The sequence below is a fragment of the Rhodococcus sp. GB-02 genome (assembly GCF_053470465.1).
Genome location: NZ_JBPUKE010000003.1, coordinates 898,877 through 913,737 on the forward strand (window position 1 = coordinate 898,877; position 14,861 = coordinate 913,737).

The window sequence follows — 14,861 nt, forward strand, 5'->3', positions numbered from 1 at the left end:
CACGCTCGCCCGTCGCGATTGAAACTGCAAGCTGCCTCGCCGATAGGGTTGATCGGTGAATCGAGCAATTCCTCTGAAGATGTTGTGTGTACTGGCACTGATTTCCGCAATCGCCCCACTGTCCATCGACATGTACCTGCCCGGCCTACCTTTGATGGCGGATGCGCTCGACACTACTGCGGCCAGCGTTCAGCTGACGCTGACTACCTTCATGGCCGGCCTCGGAATCGGCCAGCTGATCATCGGTCCGATCTCCGACGGGCTGGGGAGGCGGCGAATACTGCTTGCCGCAACGATCATCACGGCGCTGAGCGGTGCGGCATGCGCGGTGGCGCCGAACATCGAGTTTCTCATCGGCGCCCGTCTCGTCCAGGGATTGAGTGGAGGCGCTGCCATCGTCTTGGCCCGTGCTTGTATTGCCGACCGGGCGCGTGGGGACGACGCAGCGAAGCTCTTCAGCATCATGATGATCATCGGCGGTATCGCTCCGGTGGTCGCGCCACTGATCGGCGGCGCACTTCTCGGCCCCGTCGGGTGGCGCGGAATCTTCTGGGTCCTGGCGGTCGCGGGCGCCGTGATGGTGGCTGGTGTCGTTTTGCTGGTTCCCGAGACACTCCCACCCGAGCGACGCCACGGCGGTGGATTGAAGTCACTGATCTCGAATCTGAGATACGTCGTCCGAAATCAGCATTACCTCGGATATGCGCTCGCATTCGTCTTCGGATTCGGCGCTCTGTTCGCGTACATCTCCGCGTCGCCGTTCGTCGTTCAGAATGTCCTCGGGCTGAGTCCGTCACAATTCTCGATCGTGTTCGCAGTGAACGCCACCGGAATGGTCGCGGCAGCGATGATCACCACTCGCCTGCTCGGTCGCGTCGGAGCTCGCACCCTACTGCGGTTCGGGGTGTGCCTGCTCCTCGCTGGCGGCGCCGTATTACTCTGCACCAGCGTAATTTTCAGTTCCACGAATACCTGGTTGATCTTGGTTCCGCTGTTCGTGGCAGTTTCGAGCATCGGGTTCATCATGGGTAATGCGACCGCTCTCGCCCAAGGGGAGGTCACCAACGCGGCAGGAACCGGTTCAGCCCTGATGGGAGCGGGCCAGTTCGGCTTGGCGGCGCTGGTTTCGCCGTTGGTGGGAATTGCGGGAGAAGACACGGCAGTTCCGATGGCAATTGCAATTCCCACCTTCGGAGTTCTCGCGGCCGTTGCGCTCGTGTTGCTGACGCGCGGCAAGGCCGCAGCGAGTTAGCTTTCGACCGCCGCGAGTTCGGACTTCCAGACGCGGAAGCCTTCTTCGGTGCGACCACGACGCCAGTAACCGGAAATAGAAGCGGCCGACGCCGGGACTTTTCGTTCCTTGCGAATGTACGGCCGGAGGTTATGCATGACGGCTTGTGCTTCACCGTGAATGAATACGTGCGGCTCGCCCGGTAGCCACTCGAGCGCCTTGACCGCGGCGACGACTGGCGCGTTGTCACCTGCCGACTCTTCACCCACCGCGTCGGACGACGCTCCGCGATGTAGCCAGGTCACGGCAATGCCCTCTGGAGCATCGAGTGCAATCTCGTCTTCCGGTCCACCGACTTCGACGACGGCGTAGCCGACCGCATCCGGCGCCAATCTTGCTATCGACGCAGAAATGGCAGGTATTGCGGTCTCGTCACCGACGAACAGATACCAATCAGCGGACGGTGACGGTGAAAACGCGCCGCCCGGTCCACGCAGGGTAATCTCAGTGCCCGGCTGAACTGAAGCCGCCCAAGGACCTGCAACTCCGACGTCACCATGGACGACAAAATCGATCGCTATCTCTTTGGTAGCAAGATCGTAGGAACGGATCGTGTAGGTACGCAGGACGGGCTGATCAGGCGTGCCGAATTCGATCTTTACATAGGAATCGCTGTATTCGCTGGGAGTGAACGTCTCGAAGCTCGGTCCCCCGAGAAACACTCGCACCATATGAGGAGTCAATTGTTCGGTCCTCAGAACCGTCAATGCAGTTGTCGGCTTGGCCACAGAAAGATCCTTCCGAAAGTTAGTGTTACCTAACTAACCTACACGACAATTACAGCGCACGGGAAAAATGCCTACACGGTGAATCCGTCCAGCGCGCCAACGGGTCAGTCCACGCAACGAAATAAACCGACCAATCTGCCCGGTAAATGTGATGGCAGCCAAATTATCGGCTCACGAACCAGCCGATGATCAGGCCGGACATCGCTATCGGAGAAATTAGCAAAGCGACAGTAAAATACGCCTCTGGCTCCTGGCGAGGTTCGCCAGGAGCCAGAGGAGGTATTTAATTCAACCTAGTGTGCAGCATCGAAAGCGTCGATGATTTCCGCTTTGATACGCCCGCGCGGAGCAACTTCGTAACCGTTCTTACCCGCCCAGTCACGAATGGCCTGGAGAGTCTCCTTGGAGCGTCCGGAACCCGACGTGGCCTGCGGAGATGCAGCCTGAGCCTTCTTGCCGCGCTTTCCGCTCACCTTCGCAGCTGCCTCGACGAACGGCTTCACCGCAGCGTCGAACTTCTCCGCATTGGTGGCGCGCAGATCGATCACGTAATCCGTTCCCTGGTAAGAGAACTCAATTCGATCACCGAATCCATCGTCAATCGGCTTACCGTCAAGGTCGTCGATGAGTTGCCGAATCAGCTTCTCAGCCATTGCACTCCTCTTTCAATGATCGATTCAATTCTCCTTCACAATACACAGATAGAGCGTTGATGAACAAAAGAAGTCCGAAAACCTCTGCCATTTGCGAACAGACTCAATGGTCCGAATTAGCAGCAGGTTAACGACACCAATGAATACCCGCACTCAGGGGATCCGGACTAATCAGACTTCTAAGCACATTGACCTGAGACTTTCCTGAGGCCCGTTAAATTCACGGCCAGGTCTGCACAGCTGGGTCGAGAATAACGCTGCACACGGCCGAGCAAGTTCTCGAAAAACAGCCCTGACGTGCAATTACCAGCATCGCGAGGGTATTCGCGTTTCGCAGTCGCAGGAACAGTTAGTGAGCATCGCCACCTGCCCACAGGAAGAGCACAATGAAGTTCACGCGCTACCGCGTCCGAAACCATCCACTCGAATCAGAACTCGCAAACCCCTCGAGTTCGAGCAGAGGAAGAGTTGCACGAACCTGCGCTATGAGCAATCCCGATTCCTCGGACAGCTCACGCGTACTACGTGAACCTGTTCCCGGCAAAGCTTCGTATACCAATCGAGAATTGCCTCGCAATGCGTCGATGTCACGCGTCGCGGCGACATCCTCCGCGGAATCACCCACACCGAACGGACCCGACGCTTCGACTACGTCCACGGCGTTGGAGACGAGTTGGGCTTCACCTTCGCGAATCATTCGGTGGCATCCGGTCGACGACGCCGAGGTCACCGGTCCGGGCACCGCCATGACGGGACGGCCTAGTTTTCGAGCCCAATTGGCGGTATTGCGTGCCCCACTGCGCCATCCGGCCTCGACCACCACTACGCCGTCCGACAACGCAGCTACCAGTCGATTCCTCGCCAGGAACCGAAACTTTGCAGGTGTGGTCCCCGGTGGATACTCACTTATCACTGCACCCGAATTCGCTATCTGCTTGAGTAGTCGCGCATGCCCCGACGGATACGCCCGATCCACGCCACAGGCCAAGACGGCCATTGTGGTTCCGCCTACGCCCAATGCAGCCCGATGCGCGGCCCCGTCGATCCCGAAGGCCGCTCCCGAGGTCACGGTCCATCCGTCGACAGCCAGATCACCGGCAATCTCTGCCGTCACGTGTTCGCCGTACGCAGTCGATGCCCGCGTGCCGACAATCGCGACGGATCTCTCCGTAAGATCTACCAGATCCCCAGACCCCAACACCCACAACACAAATGGCGCGATCTCGCCGCCGGAGGCATCGAGTCCGTCGAAGGAGAGCATCCGCCACGCCGGCCAATCGGCGCAGTTCGGCGTTACGAGCCTGCCACCCATCGCCTCCATCAGATCGAGGTCTCGCTGGGCCGTGTCGATGTGAGCGCGAGCTCGCGTCTTCTCCTCGATCGCGGGTGGCAGATCGCCGTTGCGGACAGCCCTCGCAGTTGCTTCGATCCCGAGCTCGTCGATCAACATCGACATATACGCGCTGGGACCCTGCACGACGCGGGAAAGATATGCCGAGGCAAGTAGTCGTGGGTCGTGTGCAGTCATTGGAATCCCCTGTCTCGGAAGTCGAGTGCGGTGACAACTTGATCTGGACCGGGCATCGCCTCGCCTGCCAGATCAGCGACGCTCCAGGCAACCCGCAACGCTCGGTCCGCTCCACGAGCAGTGATCACCCCTTTACGCAGCGCCCGTTCCACCGGCGCCAACGCGGCACGCGAGAGTCTGAACTTCTGCCTCAGCGCCGGTCCTGGCACTTCCGCGTTGGTTCGCCACCCGTACTCGCTCCACCGCTGGGCTGCGGTGTCTCGCGCTGCCGCCACGCGCGCACGAACATCGCGGGTGCTTTCCCCCACTTCGTCGATCAGCGCTCCGGTTGCAACGGCCTGCATCCGGACCCTGATGTCGACTCGGTCCAACAACGGGCCGGACAATTTACCCAGGTATCGGCGACGTGCCGCCGGTGCACAGACGCAATCCGCGTCTCGGGGCGGCGCGCACGGGCACGGATTCGCGGCCAGGATGAGCTGGAATCGAGCCGGGTAACGCGCAACTCCGTCCCGCCTGGCAATTCTCACTTCACCGTCTTCGAGTGGCGTACGCAGCGCTTCGAGCACTTTCACCCCGATCTCCGCACATTCGTCGAGAAACAGCACGCCGCGATGGGCCCGGCTGACCGCACCCGGACGAGCCATCCCACTACCACCACCCACCAGCGAGCTGACCGACGAACTGTGATGCGGCGCAATGAAAGGCGGCATGTCGATCAACGGCCGATCCTCCGGCAACACCCCCGCCACCGAATGAATCGCCGTCACCTCCAACGACTCCCCCTCCGTCAACGGCGGAAGAATCCCCGGAAGCCTCTGCGCCAACATCGTTTTCCCGATCCCCGGCGGACCCGTCAACATCAAATGATGCGCACCCGCCGCAGCAACCTCGATCGCCCACCGAGCATCCGTCTGCCCGACAACCTCACTCAAATCCCGCACCGTCACCGCATCAGCACGCTCGAAAACATCAGGAACAGCCAACGCCAACTCACCACGCAACCACCCGATCACCGCAGACAAATCATCGGCGCCCAACACCTCGATCCCCTTCACCAGGCCCGCCTCTGCCAACGCCCGAGCCGGAACCACCACGGTCCCCCACCCCGCCCGCTTCGCCGCAAGCACCGCAGGCAACACACCACGCACCGTCCGCAGACGACCGTCGAGCGCCAACTCCCCCAAAAAGACAGTCTCCCGCAACAACTTCCGCGGCAACTTCTTCGCCGCATCGAGAACCGACAACGACAGAGCCAAATCGTAAACACTCCCCACCTTCGGCAACGTCGCCGGCGACAACGCCAAAATCACCTTGCTGTCCGGCCACTCCTCACCGGAATTAGTCACCGCCGCCCGAATCCGATCACGCGACTCGTGCAACGCCGTATCAGGTAGCCCCACCAAATGCACCGCCGGCAACCCGCGCCCTATATCCGCCTCGATCTCCACGATCTGCCCGTCCACACCACTGACCGCAACAGAATGCGCCCGCCCCAACGCCATCAGAACGCATCCACAAAATGCTCGACCGAAGGCTCACCGTCGCGACCGATCAACACCGCCACCACATCGAAACGCACCCTCGACCACGACCGACCCGAATCAGCCAGCCACTGCATCGCCAACACCCGAATCCGACGCTGCTTCGCGAACGTCACCGACTCGGCCGGACTCCCGTACCCCGCACCCGACCGAGTCTTCACCTCCACGAACACAATCCGATCACCAGATGTCGCAATCACATCCAACTCGCCGTACCGACAACGCCAATTACGCTCGACAATCTCCAAACCCGCATCGATCAGGAACTCGACAGCCACATCCTCGCCCCGAGCTCCCAACGCCATATTCCTCGCCATCACAGCCCCCACCACTCACATGACCGCGCGCCCGCCCCATACGAAACGCGTCCCAACCACCACCCTCAACCCACCACCACAAAACCAAGCCACCAAAAACCGACCTGTTCACAACTCAGAACCTGTGGAATTCGGCAGCGCGACACACCAACGGCGGGCCCAACCCTGACAATTTTCTGAAATCCACCACAATTTGGACGAAAGTCCAGTAGAACTAGTTACAGTTTTGCTCAAACCGTCACGCACCCCGCTGAATGGAGTTCTATATGGCCCGCCGCTCACTACGCCACGCAGTAGCCACCACCACGTCCCTCGTCCTCATTGCCGCCGGCGTCACTGTTGGACTTGGAGCCTCGGTGGCGCAAGCAGCACCGGCATGCGCGCTCAACCAGTCAGTCACCAGCAGTTGGGCCGGCTCGCTCGGGACGCCCTACACCCTCAGCAAGGAGGTTGTCGGCGACGGCAAGGTTGCCGCGGGGCAGACGGTCACCTACCTAACCAAGGTTTCCGGTTCGGGAGCACTCGTCAACGAGATCCGCGATTTCCACCCGGCAGGATTCCAGCTGGTCAAGGCTCGCCTGAACGTCAAATGGCTTATCGGCGACCAGCAGTGGGATGACGTTACCAAAACTGCTGTTGTCGGCAACAACTCCGTAGTCGCCAAGGGCGGCGGGTGGACCACGGCGGGCGGTGGTGTCATCGCTCTGGAAACCACCTACAAAGTTCCCGATAGCGCGGCCGTAGGCACGCAGTACGACAGCGGCGCCGGCACCAACATAGTGCTCGCGGCCGGAAACTGGAATATCAATCCGATGGGCGTGTGTGTCACCATCCGGCAGCCGAACCCCGTCGAGGCGGGCGCCGGAAGCCTCGAGGACATGGGCTTCGGCTCACTCAACTCCGGATCGGGCCAGGTATTCGGCTCCCTCACCGACCCGCAGGGGTCGATGACCAATGTCATCAGCGGCGTCCTGGGCAACGTACTCGGAAACATGAGCTGACTCAGTTCGGATTAGGAGATGGGCCGAGCTACCAGCGCATGCTGGTAGCTCGGCCCATTTCGTCGTTCTTGAAGCAAGCTCGACCTTCAACCAAATTTCGACAGGCCATCAGCGAAACACAAGTTCGGCGACTGGCTTCCGAACGAGCGCTACGACATCCTCGAGCCCATCGACTGCTTGATCGTGATGGCCGACTCGGAAGGAGAGAAAGCCCTCGCCCGCAACATCCTCTACCAGCGGCTACCCACCGTGAAGAACGGAAATGCGATAGTCGTGCGATACACCGCAGACCCACCCATTGGTGCGTCGATGTCCGGCAGCACGGTCCTGAGTATTCCGTATGCCGTCGACCAACTGACCGCCACGTTGGCGAAGTAAACAACAGGGCGGGTATCGAAAATATGTTCGAAAAGTGTTAGCCTCGAAATCAGGATGCACACACGAACATCGAGGACCGCCATGGACGAGGTACCGGACACCGCGTTAGATCTGGCTCGACTGGTCGACGAGCTGACAGTTCTCGACCAGCGACGCGTCGACATCGGCGAGAGCTTGCTTCATCTCGAGTACCTCTACTCCCAGATGGGCGCACGGCAACAAGCAAACGCTGCCCGAAAAGCCTTCCAGGAGAAGTACGTCGGACGGATCTACGAACTCGCAGACGGCCTGCGCACCTGAAAAAGAAGTTGCACACAACTACTGACGGAGCGCATGGTCATTCCTGCACGACACACCGGACCGATCGGTTCGGCTGTGAACTATGTGGGAGAAATCTGATGGAGAAGATCACCAAAAGGCTGTGGAACTGGGCATCGATACTCGACGAGAATACTCGCGAGCAAGCGCTGCGCACGTCCCAGATGCCTTTTGTCCGTCCACATCTGGCATTGATGCCGGATGCGCACCTCGGTGCGGGAGCGACGGTGGGTTCGGTGATTCCGACGGAAGGCGCAATCATGCCCGCCGCCGTCGGAGTCGATATCGGCTGCGGAATGATCGCGGTCAAAACCCAGTTCAGCGCGCGCGACCTTCAAGGCCGCGACCTGAGCGTTCTTCGCCACAGCATCGAACACTCCGTTCCACTCTCGGCAGGTGTCTACAACAAGACGCTGAGCGACACGGCGCAAATCCGCATCGCAGAACTGGAGACCATGGCGGGCGATCGTCTGCCCTTCTACGACAAGTTCAAGAACAACTGGAGGTTTCAGCTCGGGACGCTGGGTTCTGGCAACCACTTCATCGAGGTGACGCTCGACGAGAGCGACGGCGTCTGGCTGTTCCTGCACTCGGGCAGCCGCGGTATCGGAAACAAGCTCGCACAGCATCACATCAAGATCGCCAAGGACTTGTGCGAACGGTGGTACATCAACCTTCCCGATCCGGATCTTGCGTACCTGGTCGAGAAGACGCCCGAATTCGACTCGTACATCACCGATCTCAACTGGGCTCAGCACTTCGCTCTGCTCAACCGCGAAGAGATGATGGACCGCGTCGTGAAGGACTTCGCGCACTTCATAGGTGACGGCACGATCATCGACGAGATCGAGCGGATCAACTGCCACCACAACTTCACCCAGAAGGAATTCCACATGGGCCGAGGCGTGTGGCTGAGCCGCAAGGGCGCGATCAAGGCAGACGAGGGCACTCCTGGGCTCATCCCCGGTTCGATGGGGACCGCAAGTTACGTTGTCGTCGGCAAGGGAAACGTGCCGTCGTTCAAGTCCAGCCCCCATGGCGCGGGTCGGGTGTACGGACGCAACCAGGCACGCAAGACATTCACCATCGAAGATCTCGACAAGGCAATGGTCGGAATCGAATACAAGCGCTCCGCTGCGTTCCTCGACGAGATCCCGGGTGCGTACAAGGACATCGACGTCGTGATGGACGACGCGAAGGACCTGGTCGAGATTCGACACACCCTGCGTCAGATCGTGAACGTCAAGGGCAACTGACCCGCGCAACTCCGCGAAATACGAAGTGCCCCGCCGATATCGGCGGGGCACTTCGTCGTCGAGATCTGTGCAGCAGGCACAGTCAGTCAGGAAGGCGCAGATCCGGCTTGTCCAACTCTTCGATGTTGACGTCCTTGAACGTCACGACGCGTACGTACTTCACGAATCGCGCCGGGCGGTACATGTCCCACACCCACGCGTCGGACATCCGCAGTTCGAAGTAGATCTCCCCGTCTGAATTGTGGGGCAGCAACTCAACCGTGTTGGCCAGGTAGAAACGTCGTTCGGTCTCCACGACGTAGGAGAACTGTCCGACGATGTCCCGGTATTCGCGGTAGAGCGACAGCTCCATCTCGGTTTCGTACTTCTCGAGATCCTCGGCACTCATCGGTTTAGCCAGTCCTCCCAGTTCGTCTGAACTACCATCATCCCGTACGGCCTGCACGTTGTTCCAACCGGACTCCTGCAGCCACCACGTTGGCATAGGTCATGCGGTGCTCGGGGCACGGCCCCAGCTCGTCGAGAGCGCCCATGTGCAGGGGCGTGCTGTATCCCTTGTGAATCGCGAAGCCGTATCCGGGATGAGTGTCGTCCATCTCGGTCATCACGCGATCTCGGGTCACCTTCGCGAGAACGCTGGCCGCGGCGATACATGCAGCGGCGCCGTCACCGCCGATGACCGGTAGCGAGGGAGCCGTCAAACCCGGAACCCGGAACCCGTCGGTGAGGACGTAGCCCGGTTCGAGGTCGAGGCCCGCAACTGCTCGCCGCATCCCCTCGATGTTCGCGACGTGAATACCGATCTGGTCGACTTCCGCCGCGGGAACAGCGATGACACTCCACGCCAATGCCAAGCGCTTGATGGCTGGGAAAAGCTCCTCGCGAGCACGTTCGGTCAGCTTCTTCGAATCGTCCAGACGCGCCAGTGCCGCTTGCGGTTTCGGTGCCAGCACGCACGCTGCAATGACGAGCGGACCGGCGCACGCTCCGCGACCGGCTTCGTCGACGCCGGCGACCGGACCGAGTCCGGTTCGTGCCAACGCAGACTCCATCGTCCGCAGACCTGCCGATCTGCGAATGACAACGCGAGGGGGCCAACTACTCACTGTCTCTGCCTACTCGGAACTAAACGAATCCATGTGTGCGGTCCGACAACTCAATTGCCCTGAATATCAGGCGCATCGATGCCACCCATTCGCGACGGAGGAAGGACGATGAATCGCGCTTGACCGATGATGTTGTCGACCGGGACGGTTCCCTGGAACTCGTCGTCGACGTGGTACCGCGAATCGGCGGAATTGCTCCGGTTGTCACCCATGACCCATACGTGTCCCTCGGGCACGGTGATCGGTCCGAAGCAGCGCCCCGACTTCAGTTCGGTGTCACACGTTTGTGTTCCCGGAGTGAACGGGAAGTCCATCTTGATGTACGGCTCGTCGAGTGGTTTGCCGTCGACCAGGACTCGGCCCTGATCGTCACAGCATTCGACGGTCTGGCCGCCGGTGGCGATCACTCGCTTGACCAAGTCGTTCTCGTCCGGCGGAACGAGGCCGACCCACGAACCGACCTCTTGAATGCCGCGGACGACAACGTTGTCGGACCGATTGGACACATATTTCGTGTTCCACGAATCGGGTCCTTTGAAGACGACGACGTCGCCAGGTTCCGGATCGCCGAAGCGGTATCCGATCTTCTCCACCACGATGCGGTCACCGGTACATCCTGCACAGCCGTGCAGTGTCGGTTCCATCGACTCGGATGGGATGAGAAAAACTCTGAAGACAAATGCCTGAAGAACGATGCTCAGTACCAGCGCGACGCCGATCAGAACAGGGAGTTCTCGCAGGAACGATCGCTGTTTCTTCTGCGGCCGATGTGAGGTCGGTTCCTCGGAACCGCTTGATCCCTCATGATTCTCGGGTCCGGACGACAATGCCTGCTCCTTCGAAGAATCTGCCACAGAAACCAGATTAGCCCGACACCGCGTGTACGCGGTGCCGGGCTCATCGGAAAGATCAGCGCTTTTCCTTGATCTTCGCCTTCTTGCCACGAAGCTCACGGAGGTAGTACAGCTTGGCGCGACGGACGTCACCGCGGGTCAGAACCTCGATGGAGGCCAGCGTGGGGCTGTGAACCGGGAAGGTGCGCTCGACGCCGACGCCGAAGGAGACCTTACGGACGGTGAAGGTCTCGCGAACGCCGCCGCCCTGGCGACGAATAACGACGCCCTTGAAGACCTGCACGCGCTCCTTGGAGCCTTCGATAACCTTGACGTTCACGTTGAGCGTGTCGCCGGGACGGAACTCGGGGATGTCGTCGCGGAGCGACTTTTTGTCCAGGAAGTCCAGGGTGTTCATATGTCATCCTTGTATTTCGCAGGAGCAGAGGAACCGAGCGGCACGCGTTTCGGTCTCCCGAAACGGCGCTCGTCTGGTTCGTGCCCAGATCAAGTGCTGCTGCCTGGTCCAGGCAACCCGTCCATTGTGCCAGACGCGGACACCAGCGGGGAAATCGGTGGTGGCGGAGCCGCGTGGACGGTGTGGTCCAATTCCTGCTCGGCCGCCGTCATCGCATGCTCGACGCTCGGTGATCCGGCAATGAGATCCTGAACGTAGATCTTGGCCCGGATGACGGGCCGACGCCATTTCCGTTCACGCTCGAGAGCGCGGTTCATCCGTTTCGGCTTGCGCGTGTATCGCCAACGTGCCCACGGCGCACCCGGCCGGCTCAGGCGAACTGCACCGATTACCAGCAACGGAAAGACGAACAGGCCCACGAGCCCCGTCCAGATCTTCCCCTTGAGAATGACGATGGCTGCCAGGGCGAAGTTGATCAACGCGACAAAAACGAAGACCAACTTGATCCACGGATCTCGTTCTTCACGGAATCCGGCGACGTCGAGCAGTTCGAGCGGGCGGAACCCCAACAGCACCAGACCGGTCACGGCGATCGCAACGAAGACCGCATCCACCGAGGTCCGACCTTGCTCGGCCCAGTACACGTCCTTCAGGTAGAAAATCAGTGCAAACTCGTCGAGCACCAACGCCGCACCCATACCGAAGATCGCCGCCAGTACGGCACCGGTGGTCTGCGAACCGTCGACGTAGACCGCGATCAGCGCACCACCGGAGATCATCATCGCGACGACACCGAACACGACGTGATGCACGTGCTGACCGCCTGGCGCGATGTTGCCCGGCCACCATTTCACCTGTGCGCGGATCATCCGGACGCTCAGGCGGATGAAGAGGAAGGCGGACAGGAACCCGAGAAGGAAGAACAGCAGCGGCAATCGGCCATGGGCGATGATCTCTCGCTCGAGCCACTCCCGCATCACTGTCCTCCCTTCACCGAATTCATGATCCGATTCTTGATCGGATTCATACTGACAACCGACTCGATTGTGACGATACGGACTTCGAAAACCCGGCGTACCGCTTTACTTGCCGAAGCCGGCCTTGCGCAGCGCGTCTGCCATCGATCCTGCGACGGGCGCACGGTTGTCCGGACGCGACTCGCGTCCACCCTGTCGCCCACCGCCACCTCGCTGCTGCCCCTGGCCCTGGCCCTGACGTGGAGGCTGGCCCTGTCGCTGGGGTTGCCCACCTCGCGGGCCTTCGGACTTGCGGGGAGCGCCCACCTCGTCGTCGAGACGAAGCGTCAACCCGATGCGTTGGCGCGCCTCGTCCACTTCGAGAACCTTCACCTTGACGACGTCACCCGATTTGACGACCTCTCGCGGGTCCTTGACGAAGTTGTGCGACATCGCCGAGACGTGAACCAGACCGTCCTGGTGAACTCCGATGTCAACGAAGGCGCCGAAGGCGGCGACGTTCGTGACCACACCTTCGAGCGTCATACCGGGCTTGAGGTGCGCGACCTTTTCGATGCCTGCGGCAAAAGTCGCGGTCTTGAACTCGGGTCGCGGATCTCGTCCAGGCTTCTCCAACTCGGAGATGATGTCGGTGACGGTCGGCAGACCGAATCGCTCGTCGACGTAGTCGGACGCCTTGACCGATCGAAGTGCCTGCGAGTTTCCGATCACGGAGCGAACGTCCCCGCCGGCACTCGCGACGATCTTGCGAACCACCGGATACGCCTCCGGGTGGACGCTCGACGCGTCGAGGGGGTCGTCACCGTCGGCGATCCGAAGGAAGCCGGCGCACTGCTCAAATGCCTTGGGCCCCAATCGTGAGACGTCCTTGAGTCCCTTGCGGGATTTGAACGGACCGTTCTGGTCCCGATGCGCGACGATGCTCTCCGCGAGGGAGCCTGCGATCCCGGACACCCGAGCGAGCAGCGGCACGGACGCAGTGTTGACGTCGACGCCGACCGAGTTGACGGCATCTTCGACGACGGCGTCGAGGGAACGTGAGAGCAGCGATTCGGTGATGTCGTGCTGGTACTGACCGACGCCGATGGACTTGGGGTCGATCTTCACCAACTCCGCCAACGGATCTTGCAGGCGACGCGCAATGGACACCGCACCGCGAATCGAGACGTCGAGGTCGGGAAGTTCCTGCGACGCATAAGCCGAAGCCGAGTACACCGATGCGCCTGCCTCGGACACGACGATCTTGGTCAGGTTGGGCGCGCCGGTCTTTTTGATCAGTTCGGTAGCGAGCGTGTCGGTCTCGCGTGAGGCCGTGCCGTTGCCGATGGCGATCAATTCGACGCCGTGCTTGGCGACCAACCCGGCAAGCGTCGCAAGAGCGGCGTCCCACTTGTTCTGCGGCTGGTGTGGGTAAATCGTCTCGTAGGCAACAACTTTGCCGGTTCCGTCGACGACGGCAACTTTGGTTCCGGTGCGGAATCCGGGGTCGAGTCCCATGGTGGGTCGGGCGCCGGCGGGAGCCGCGAGGAGTAGATCCTTGAGGTTGGTGGCGAAGACGTCGACGGCATCCTTTTCGGCCGACTGTCGCAGACGCATCCGAGTGTCGATACCTAGCGTGACCGCGAACTTCGTCTTCCACGCCCACCTCACGGTGTCGAGGAGCCACCCGTCCGCGGCACGGCCACGGTCGGCGATCTCGAACCGCGACGCGATGCGGCCTTCGTAGACCGTGCGCTCCCCCGGCGCGAGTTCTTCGGTGTCGGCGGCCATGTTCACCGACAGCACTTCTTCCTTCTCTCCGCGCAGGACGGCGAGGATGCGATGAGAAGGCAATTTGGAGAACGGCTCCGAGAACTCGAAGTAGTCAGCAAACTTCGAGCCATCGGATTCCTTACCCTTCCGGACCGAGGAGACGACCTGGCCGCGACTCCACATCAGCTCGCGCAGTTCGCCGACCAGATCGGCGTCCTCGGCGAAGCGCTCCACGAGGATCGACCGGGCTCCGTCGAGTTGCTCGTCCGAATACTGCGCGGGATCGGTGGTGGGGTCGCCGATGAGGGCATCCGCGACGGGCTCGTGGCCGGCCTCACGAGCGATCTGCGCCTTGGTACGACGCTTCGGCTTGAAGGGAAGGTAAATGTCCTCCAGCCGCGCTTTTGTCTCGGCCAGCATGATCTGACCACGCAATTGATCGTCCAATTTGCCCTGAGAGTCGATCTCCGTGAGCACGGCGTCACGACGGTCGTCGAGCTCGCGGAGATACCGCAGCCGCTCGTCCAGGAGTCGCAACTGAGCGTCGTCGAGCGTGCCGGTGACTTCCTTGCGGTACCGGGCGATGAAGGGCACCGTGGCTCCGCCGTCGAGAAGGTCGACTGCTGCTGCAACCTGGCCTTCGCGGACGTCGAGTTCCTCGGCAATGCGCTTATTCACGGTCTTGAGAATCACGAGATCCGACCCTACCGCTATCCTGAGACAAGAAGATCGGCAACAGTGCCGTGTCAGGGCTACCGGGG

General features: G+C 60.9%; 16 protein-coding genes. 5 read left to right on the forward strand and 11 right to left on the reverse strand.

Annotated features, from left to right (window positions below; genetic code table 11):
* Positions 1-79 precede the first annotated feature (79 nt).
* Positions 80-1,252 (forward strand): multidrug effflux MFS transporter, encoded by a 1,173-nt coding sequence (locus tag ACSW29_RS24685; RefSeq protein WP_317827919.1) that lies wholly within the window; start codon positions 80-82, stop codon positions 1,250-1,252.
* Here the strand turns inward: ACSW29_RS24685 and ACSW29_RS24690 are convergent.
* The 5 genes from ACSW29_RS24690 to ACSW29_RS24710 all read right to left on the reverse strand — a co-directional run bounded on the left by ACSW29_RS24690 (position 1,249) and on the right by ACSW29_RS24710 (position 6,061).
* Complete coding sequence (locus tag ACSW29_RS24690; protein ID WP_347872180.1) at positions 1,249-2,019, reverse strand: siderophore-interacting protein; 771 nt, start codon at positions 2,017-2,019, stop codon at positions 1,249-1,251. The genes ACSW29_RS24685 and ACSW29_RS24690 overlap by 4 nt on opposite strands.
* A gap of 293 nt (positions 2,020-2,312) precedes the next feature.
* Positions 2,313-2,672, reverse strand: a complete 360-nt coding sequence (locus ACSW29_RS24695; RefSeq protein WP_003942721.1) for a histone-like nucleoid-structuring protein Lsr2 — start codon at positions 2,670-2,672, stop codon at positions 2,313-2,315.
* Between the two features lie 400 nt (positions 2,673-3,072).
* Positions 3,073-4,200, reverse strand: coding sequence for a DNA-processing protein DprA (dprA, locus tag ACSW29_RS24700; protein WP_317827862.1), 1,128 nt, complete (start codon positions 4,198-4,200; stop codon positions 3,073-3,075).
* Positions 4,197-5,705, reverse strand: a complete 1,509-nt coding sequence (locus ACSW29_RS24705) for a YifB family Mg chelatase-like AAA ATPase (protein ID WP_317827863.1) — start codon at positions 5,703-5,705, stop codon at positions 4,197-4,199. Before ACSW29_RS24705 ends, dprA begins: the two co-directional genes overlap by 4 nt.
* Positions 5,705-6,061, reverse strand: coding sequence for a YraN family protein (locus ACSW29_RS24710; protein WP_317827864.1), 357 nt, complete (start codon positions 6,059-6,061; stop codon positions 5,705-5,707). The genes ACSW29_RS24705 and ACSW29_RS24710 overlap by 1 nt, the downstream gene beginning before the upstream one ends.
* A gap of 266 nt (positions 6,062-6,327) precedes the next feature.
* Here ACSW29_RS24710 and ACSW29_RS24715 point away from each other — a divergent pair, with 266 nt between their 5' ends.
* The 4 genes from ACSW29_RS24715 (at position 6,328) to ACSW29_RS24730 (ending at position 9,014) form a co-directional block, all read left to right on the forward strand.
* Complete coding sequence (locus ACSW29_RS24715) at positions 6,328-7,062, forward strand: hypothetical protein (protein ID WP_448278524.1); 735 nt, start codon at positions 6,328-6,330, stop codon at positions 7,060-7,062.
* A 183-nt stretch (positions 7,063-7,245) separates the two neighbouring features.
* Positions 7,246-7,440, forward strand: coding sequence for a hypothetical protein (locus tag ACSW29_RS24720; protein ID WP_448278525.1), 195 nt, complete (start codon positions 7,246-7,248; stop codon positions 7,438-7,440).
* A gap of 81 nt (positions 7,441-7,521) precedes the next feature.
* The gene (locus ACSW29_RS24725) at positions 7,522-7,740 is read left to right on the forward strand and encodes a hypothetical protein (RefSeq protein WP_448278526.1); all 219 of its coding nucleotides are present in this window, start codon (positions 7,522-7,524) and stop codon (positions 7,738-7,740) included.
* 98 nt (positions 7,741-7,838) lie between these two features.
* Positions 7,839-9,014 carry an RtcB family protein gene (locus ACSW29_RS24730; RefSeq protein WP_448278527.1) on the forward strand — a complete coding sequence of 392 codons (1,176 nt, stop codon included), beginning with the start codon at positions 7,839-7,841 and terminating at the stop codon, positions 9,012-9,014.
* An 82-nt stretch (positions 9,015-9,096) separates the two neighbouring features.
* On the opposite strand, the gene ACSW29_RS24735 is transcribed toward ACSW29_RS24730, so the two are convergent.
* From ACSW29_RS24735 to ACSW29_RS24760, 6 genes are all read right to left on the reverse strand, one after another.
* Entirely contained in the window at positions 9,097-9,402 is a 306-nt protein-coding gene (locus ACSW29_RS24735) for a DUF2469 domain-containing protein (RefSeq protein ID WP_003942715.1), read from the reverse strand.
* 37 nt (positions 9,403-9,439) lie between these two features.
* Positions 9,440-10,120, reverse strand: coding sequence for a ribonuclease HII (locus ACSW29_RS24740; protein WP_317827868.1), 681 nt, complete (start codon positions 10,118-10,120; stop codon positions 9,440-9,442).
* A 50-nt stretch (positions 10,121-10,170) separates the two neighbouring features.
* On the reverse strand, positions 10,171-10,974 hold the full coding sequence (lepB, locus tag ACSW29_RS24745; protein WP_230812928.1) for a signal peptidase I: 804 nt from the start codon (positions 10,972-10,974) through the stop codon (positions 10,171-10,173).
* Between the two features lie 55 nt (positions 10,975-11,029).
* Positions 11,030-11,371 (reverse strand): 50S ribosomal protein L19, encoded by a 342-nt coding sequence (gene rplS, locus ACSW29_RS24750; protein WP_003942791.1) that lies wholly within the window; start codon positions 11,369-11,371, stop codon positions 11,030-11,032.
* 89 nt (positions 11,372-11,460) lie between these two features.
* Positions 11,461-12,348 carry a hypothetical protein gene (locus ACSW29_RS24755; protein WP_317827869.1) on the reverse strand — a complete coding sequence of 296 codons (888 nt, stop codon included), beginning with the start codon at positions 12,346-12,348 and terminating at the stop codon, positions 11,461-11,463.
* Between the two features lie 105 nt (positions 12,349-12,453).
* Positions 12,454-14,793: a Tex family protein gene (locus ACSW29_RS24760; RefSeq protein WP_317827870.1), complete on the reverse strand. Its 2,340-nt coding sequence runs from the start codon at positions 14,791-14,793 to the stop codon at positions 12,454-12,456.
* Positions 14,794-14,861 lie beyond the last annotated feature (68 nt).

Coding starts and splice junctions, on each gene's coding strand:
- ACSW29_RS24685 (WP_317827919.1), top strand. CDS start 80: ATGTTGTGTGTACTGGCACTGATTTCCGCAATCGCCCCACTGTCCATC.
- ACSW29_RS24695 (WP_003942721.1), bottom strand. CDS start 2,672: ATGGCTGAGAAGCTGATTCGGCAACTCATCGACGACCTTGACGGTAAG.
- dprA (WP_317827862.1), bottom strand. CDS start 4,200: ATGACTGCACACGACCCACGACTACTTGCCTCGGCATATCTTTCCCGC.
- ACSW29_RS24705 (WP_317827863.1), bottom strand. CDS start 5,705: ATGGCGTTGGGGCGGGCGCATTCTGTTGCGGTCAGTGGTGTGGACGGG.
- ACSW29_RS24710 (WP_317827864.1), bottom strand. CDS start 6,061: ATGGCGAGGAATATGGCGTTGGGAGCTCGGGGCGAGGATGTGGCTGTC.
- ACSW29_RS24715 (WP_448278524.1), top strand. CDS start 6,328: ATGGCCCGCCGCTCACTACGCCACGCAGTAGCCACCACCACGTCCCTC.
- ACSW29_RS24725 (WP_448278526.1), top strand. CDS start 7,522: ATGGACGAGGTACCGGACACCGCGTTAGATCTGGCTCGACTGGTCGAC.
- ACSW29_RS24730 (WP_448278527.1), top strand. CDS start 7,839: ATGGAGAAGATCACCAAAAGGCTGTGGAACTGGGCATCGATACTCGAC.
- ACSW29_RS24735 (WP_003942715.1), bottom strand. CDS start 9,402: ATGAGTGCCGAGGATCTCGAGAAGTACGAAACCGAGATGGAGCTGTCG.
- rplS (WP_003942791.1), bottom strand. CDS start 11,371: ATGAACACCCTGGACTTCCTGGACAAAAAGTCGCTCCGCGACGACATC.
- ACSW29_RS24755 (WP_317827869.1), bottom strand. CDS start 12,348: ATGCGGGAGTGGCTCGAGCGAGAGATCATCGCCCATGGCCGATTGCCG.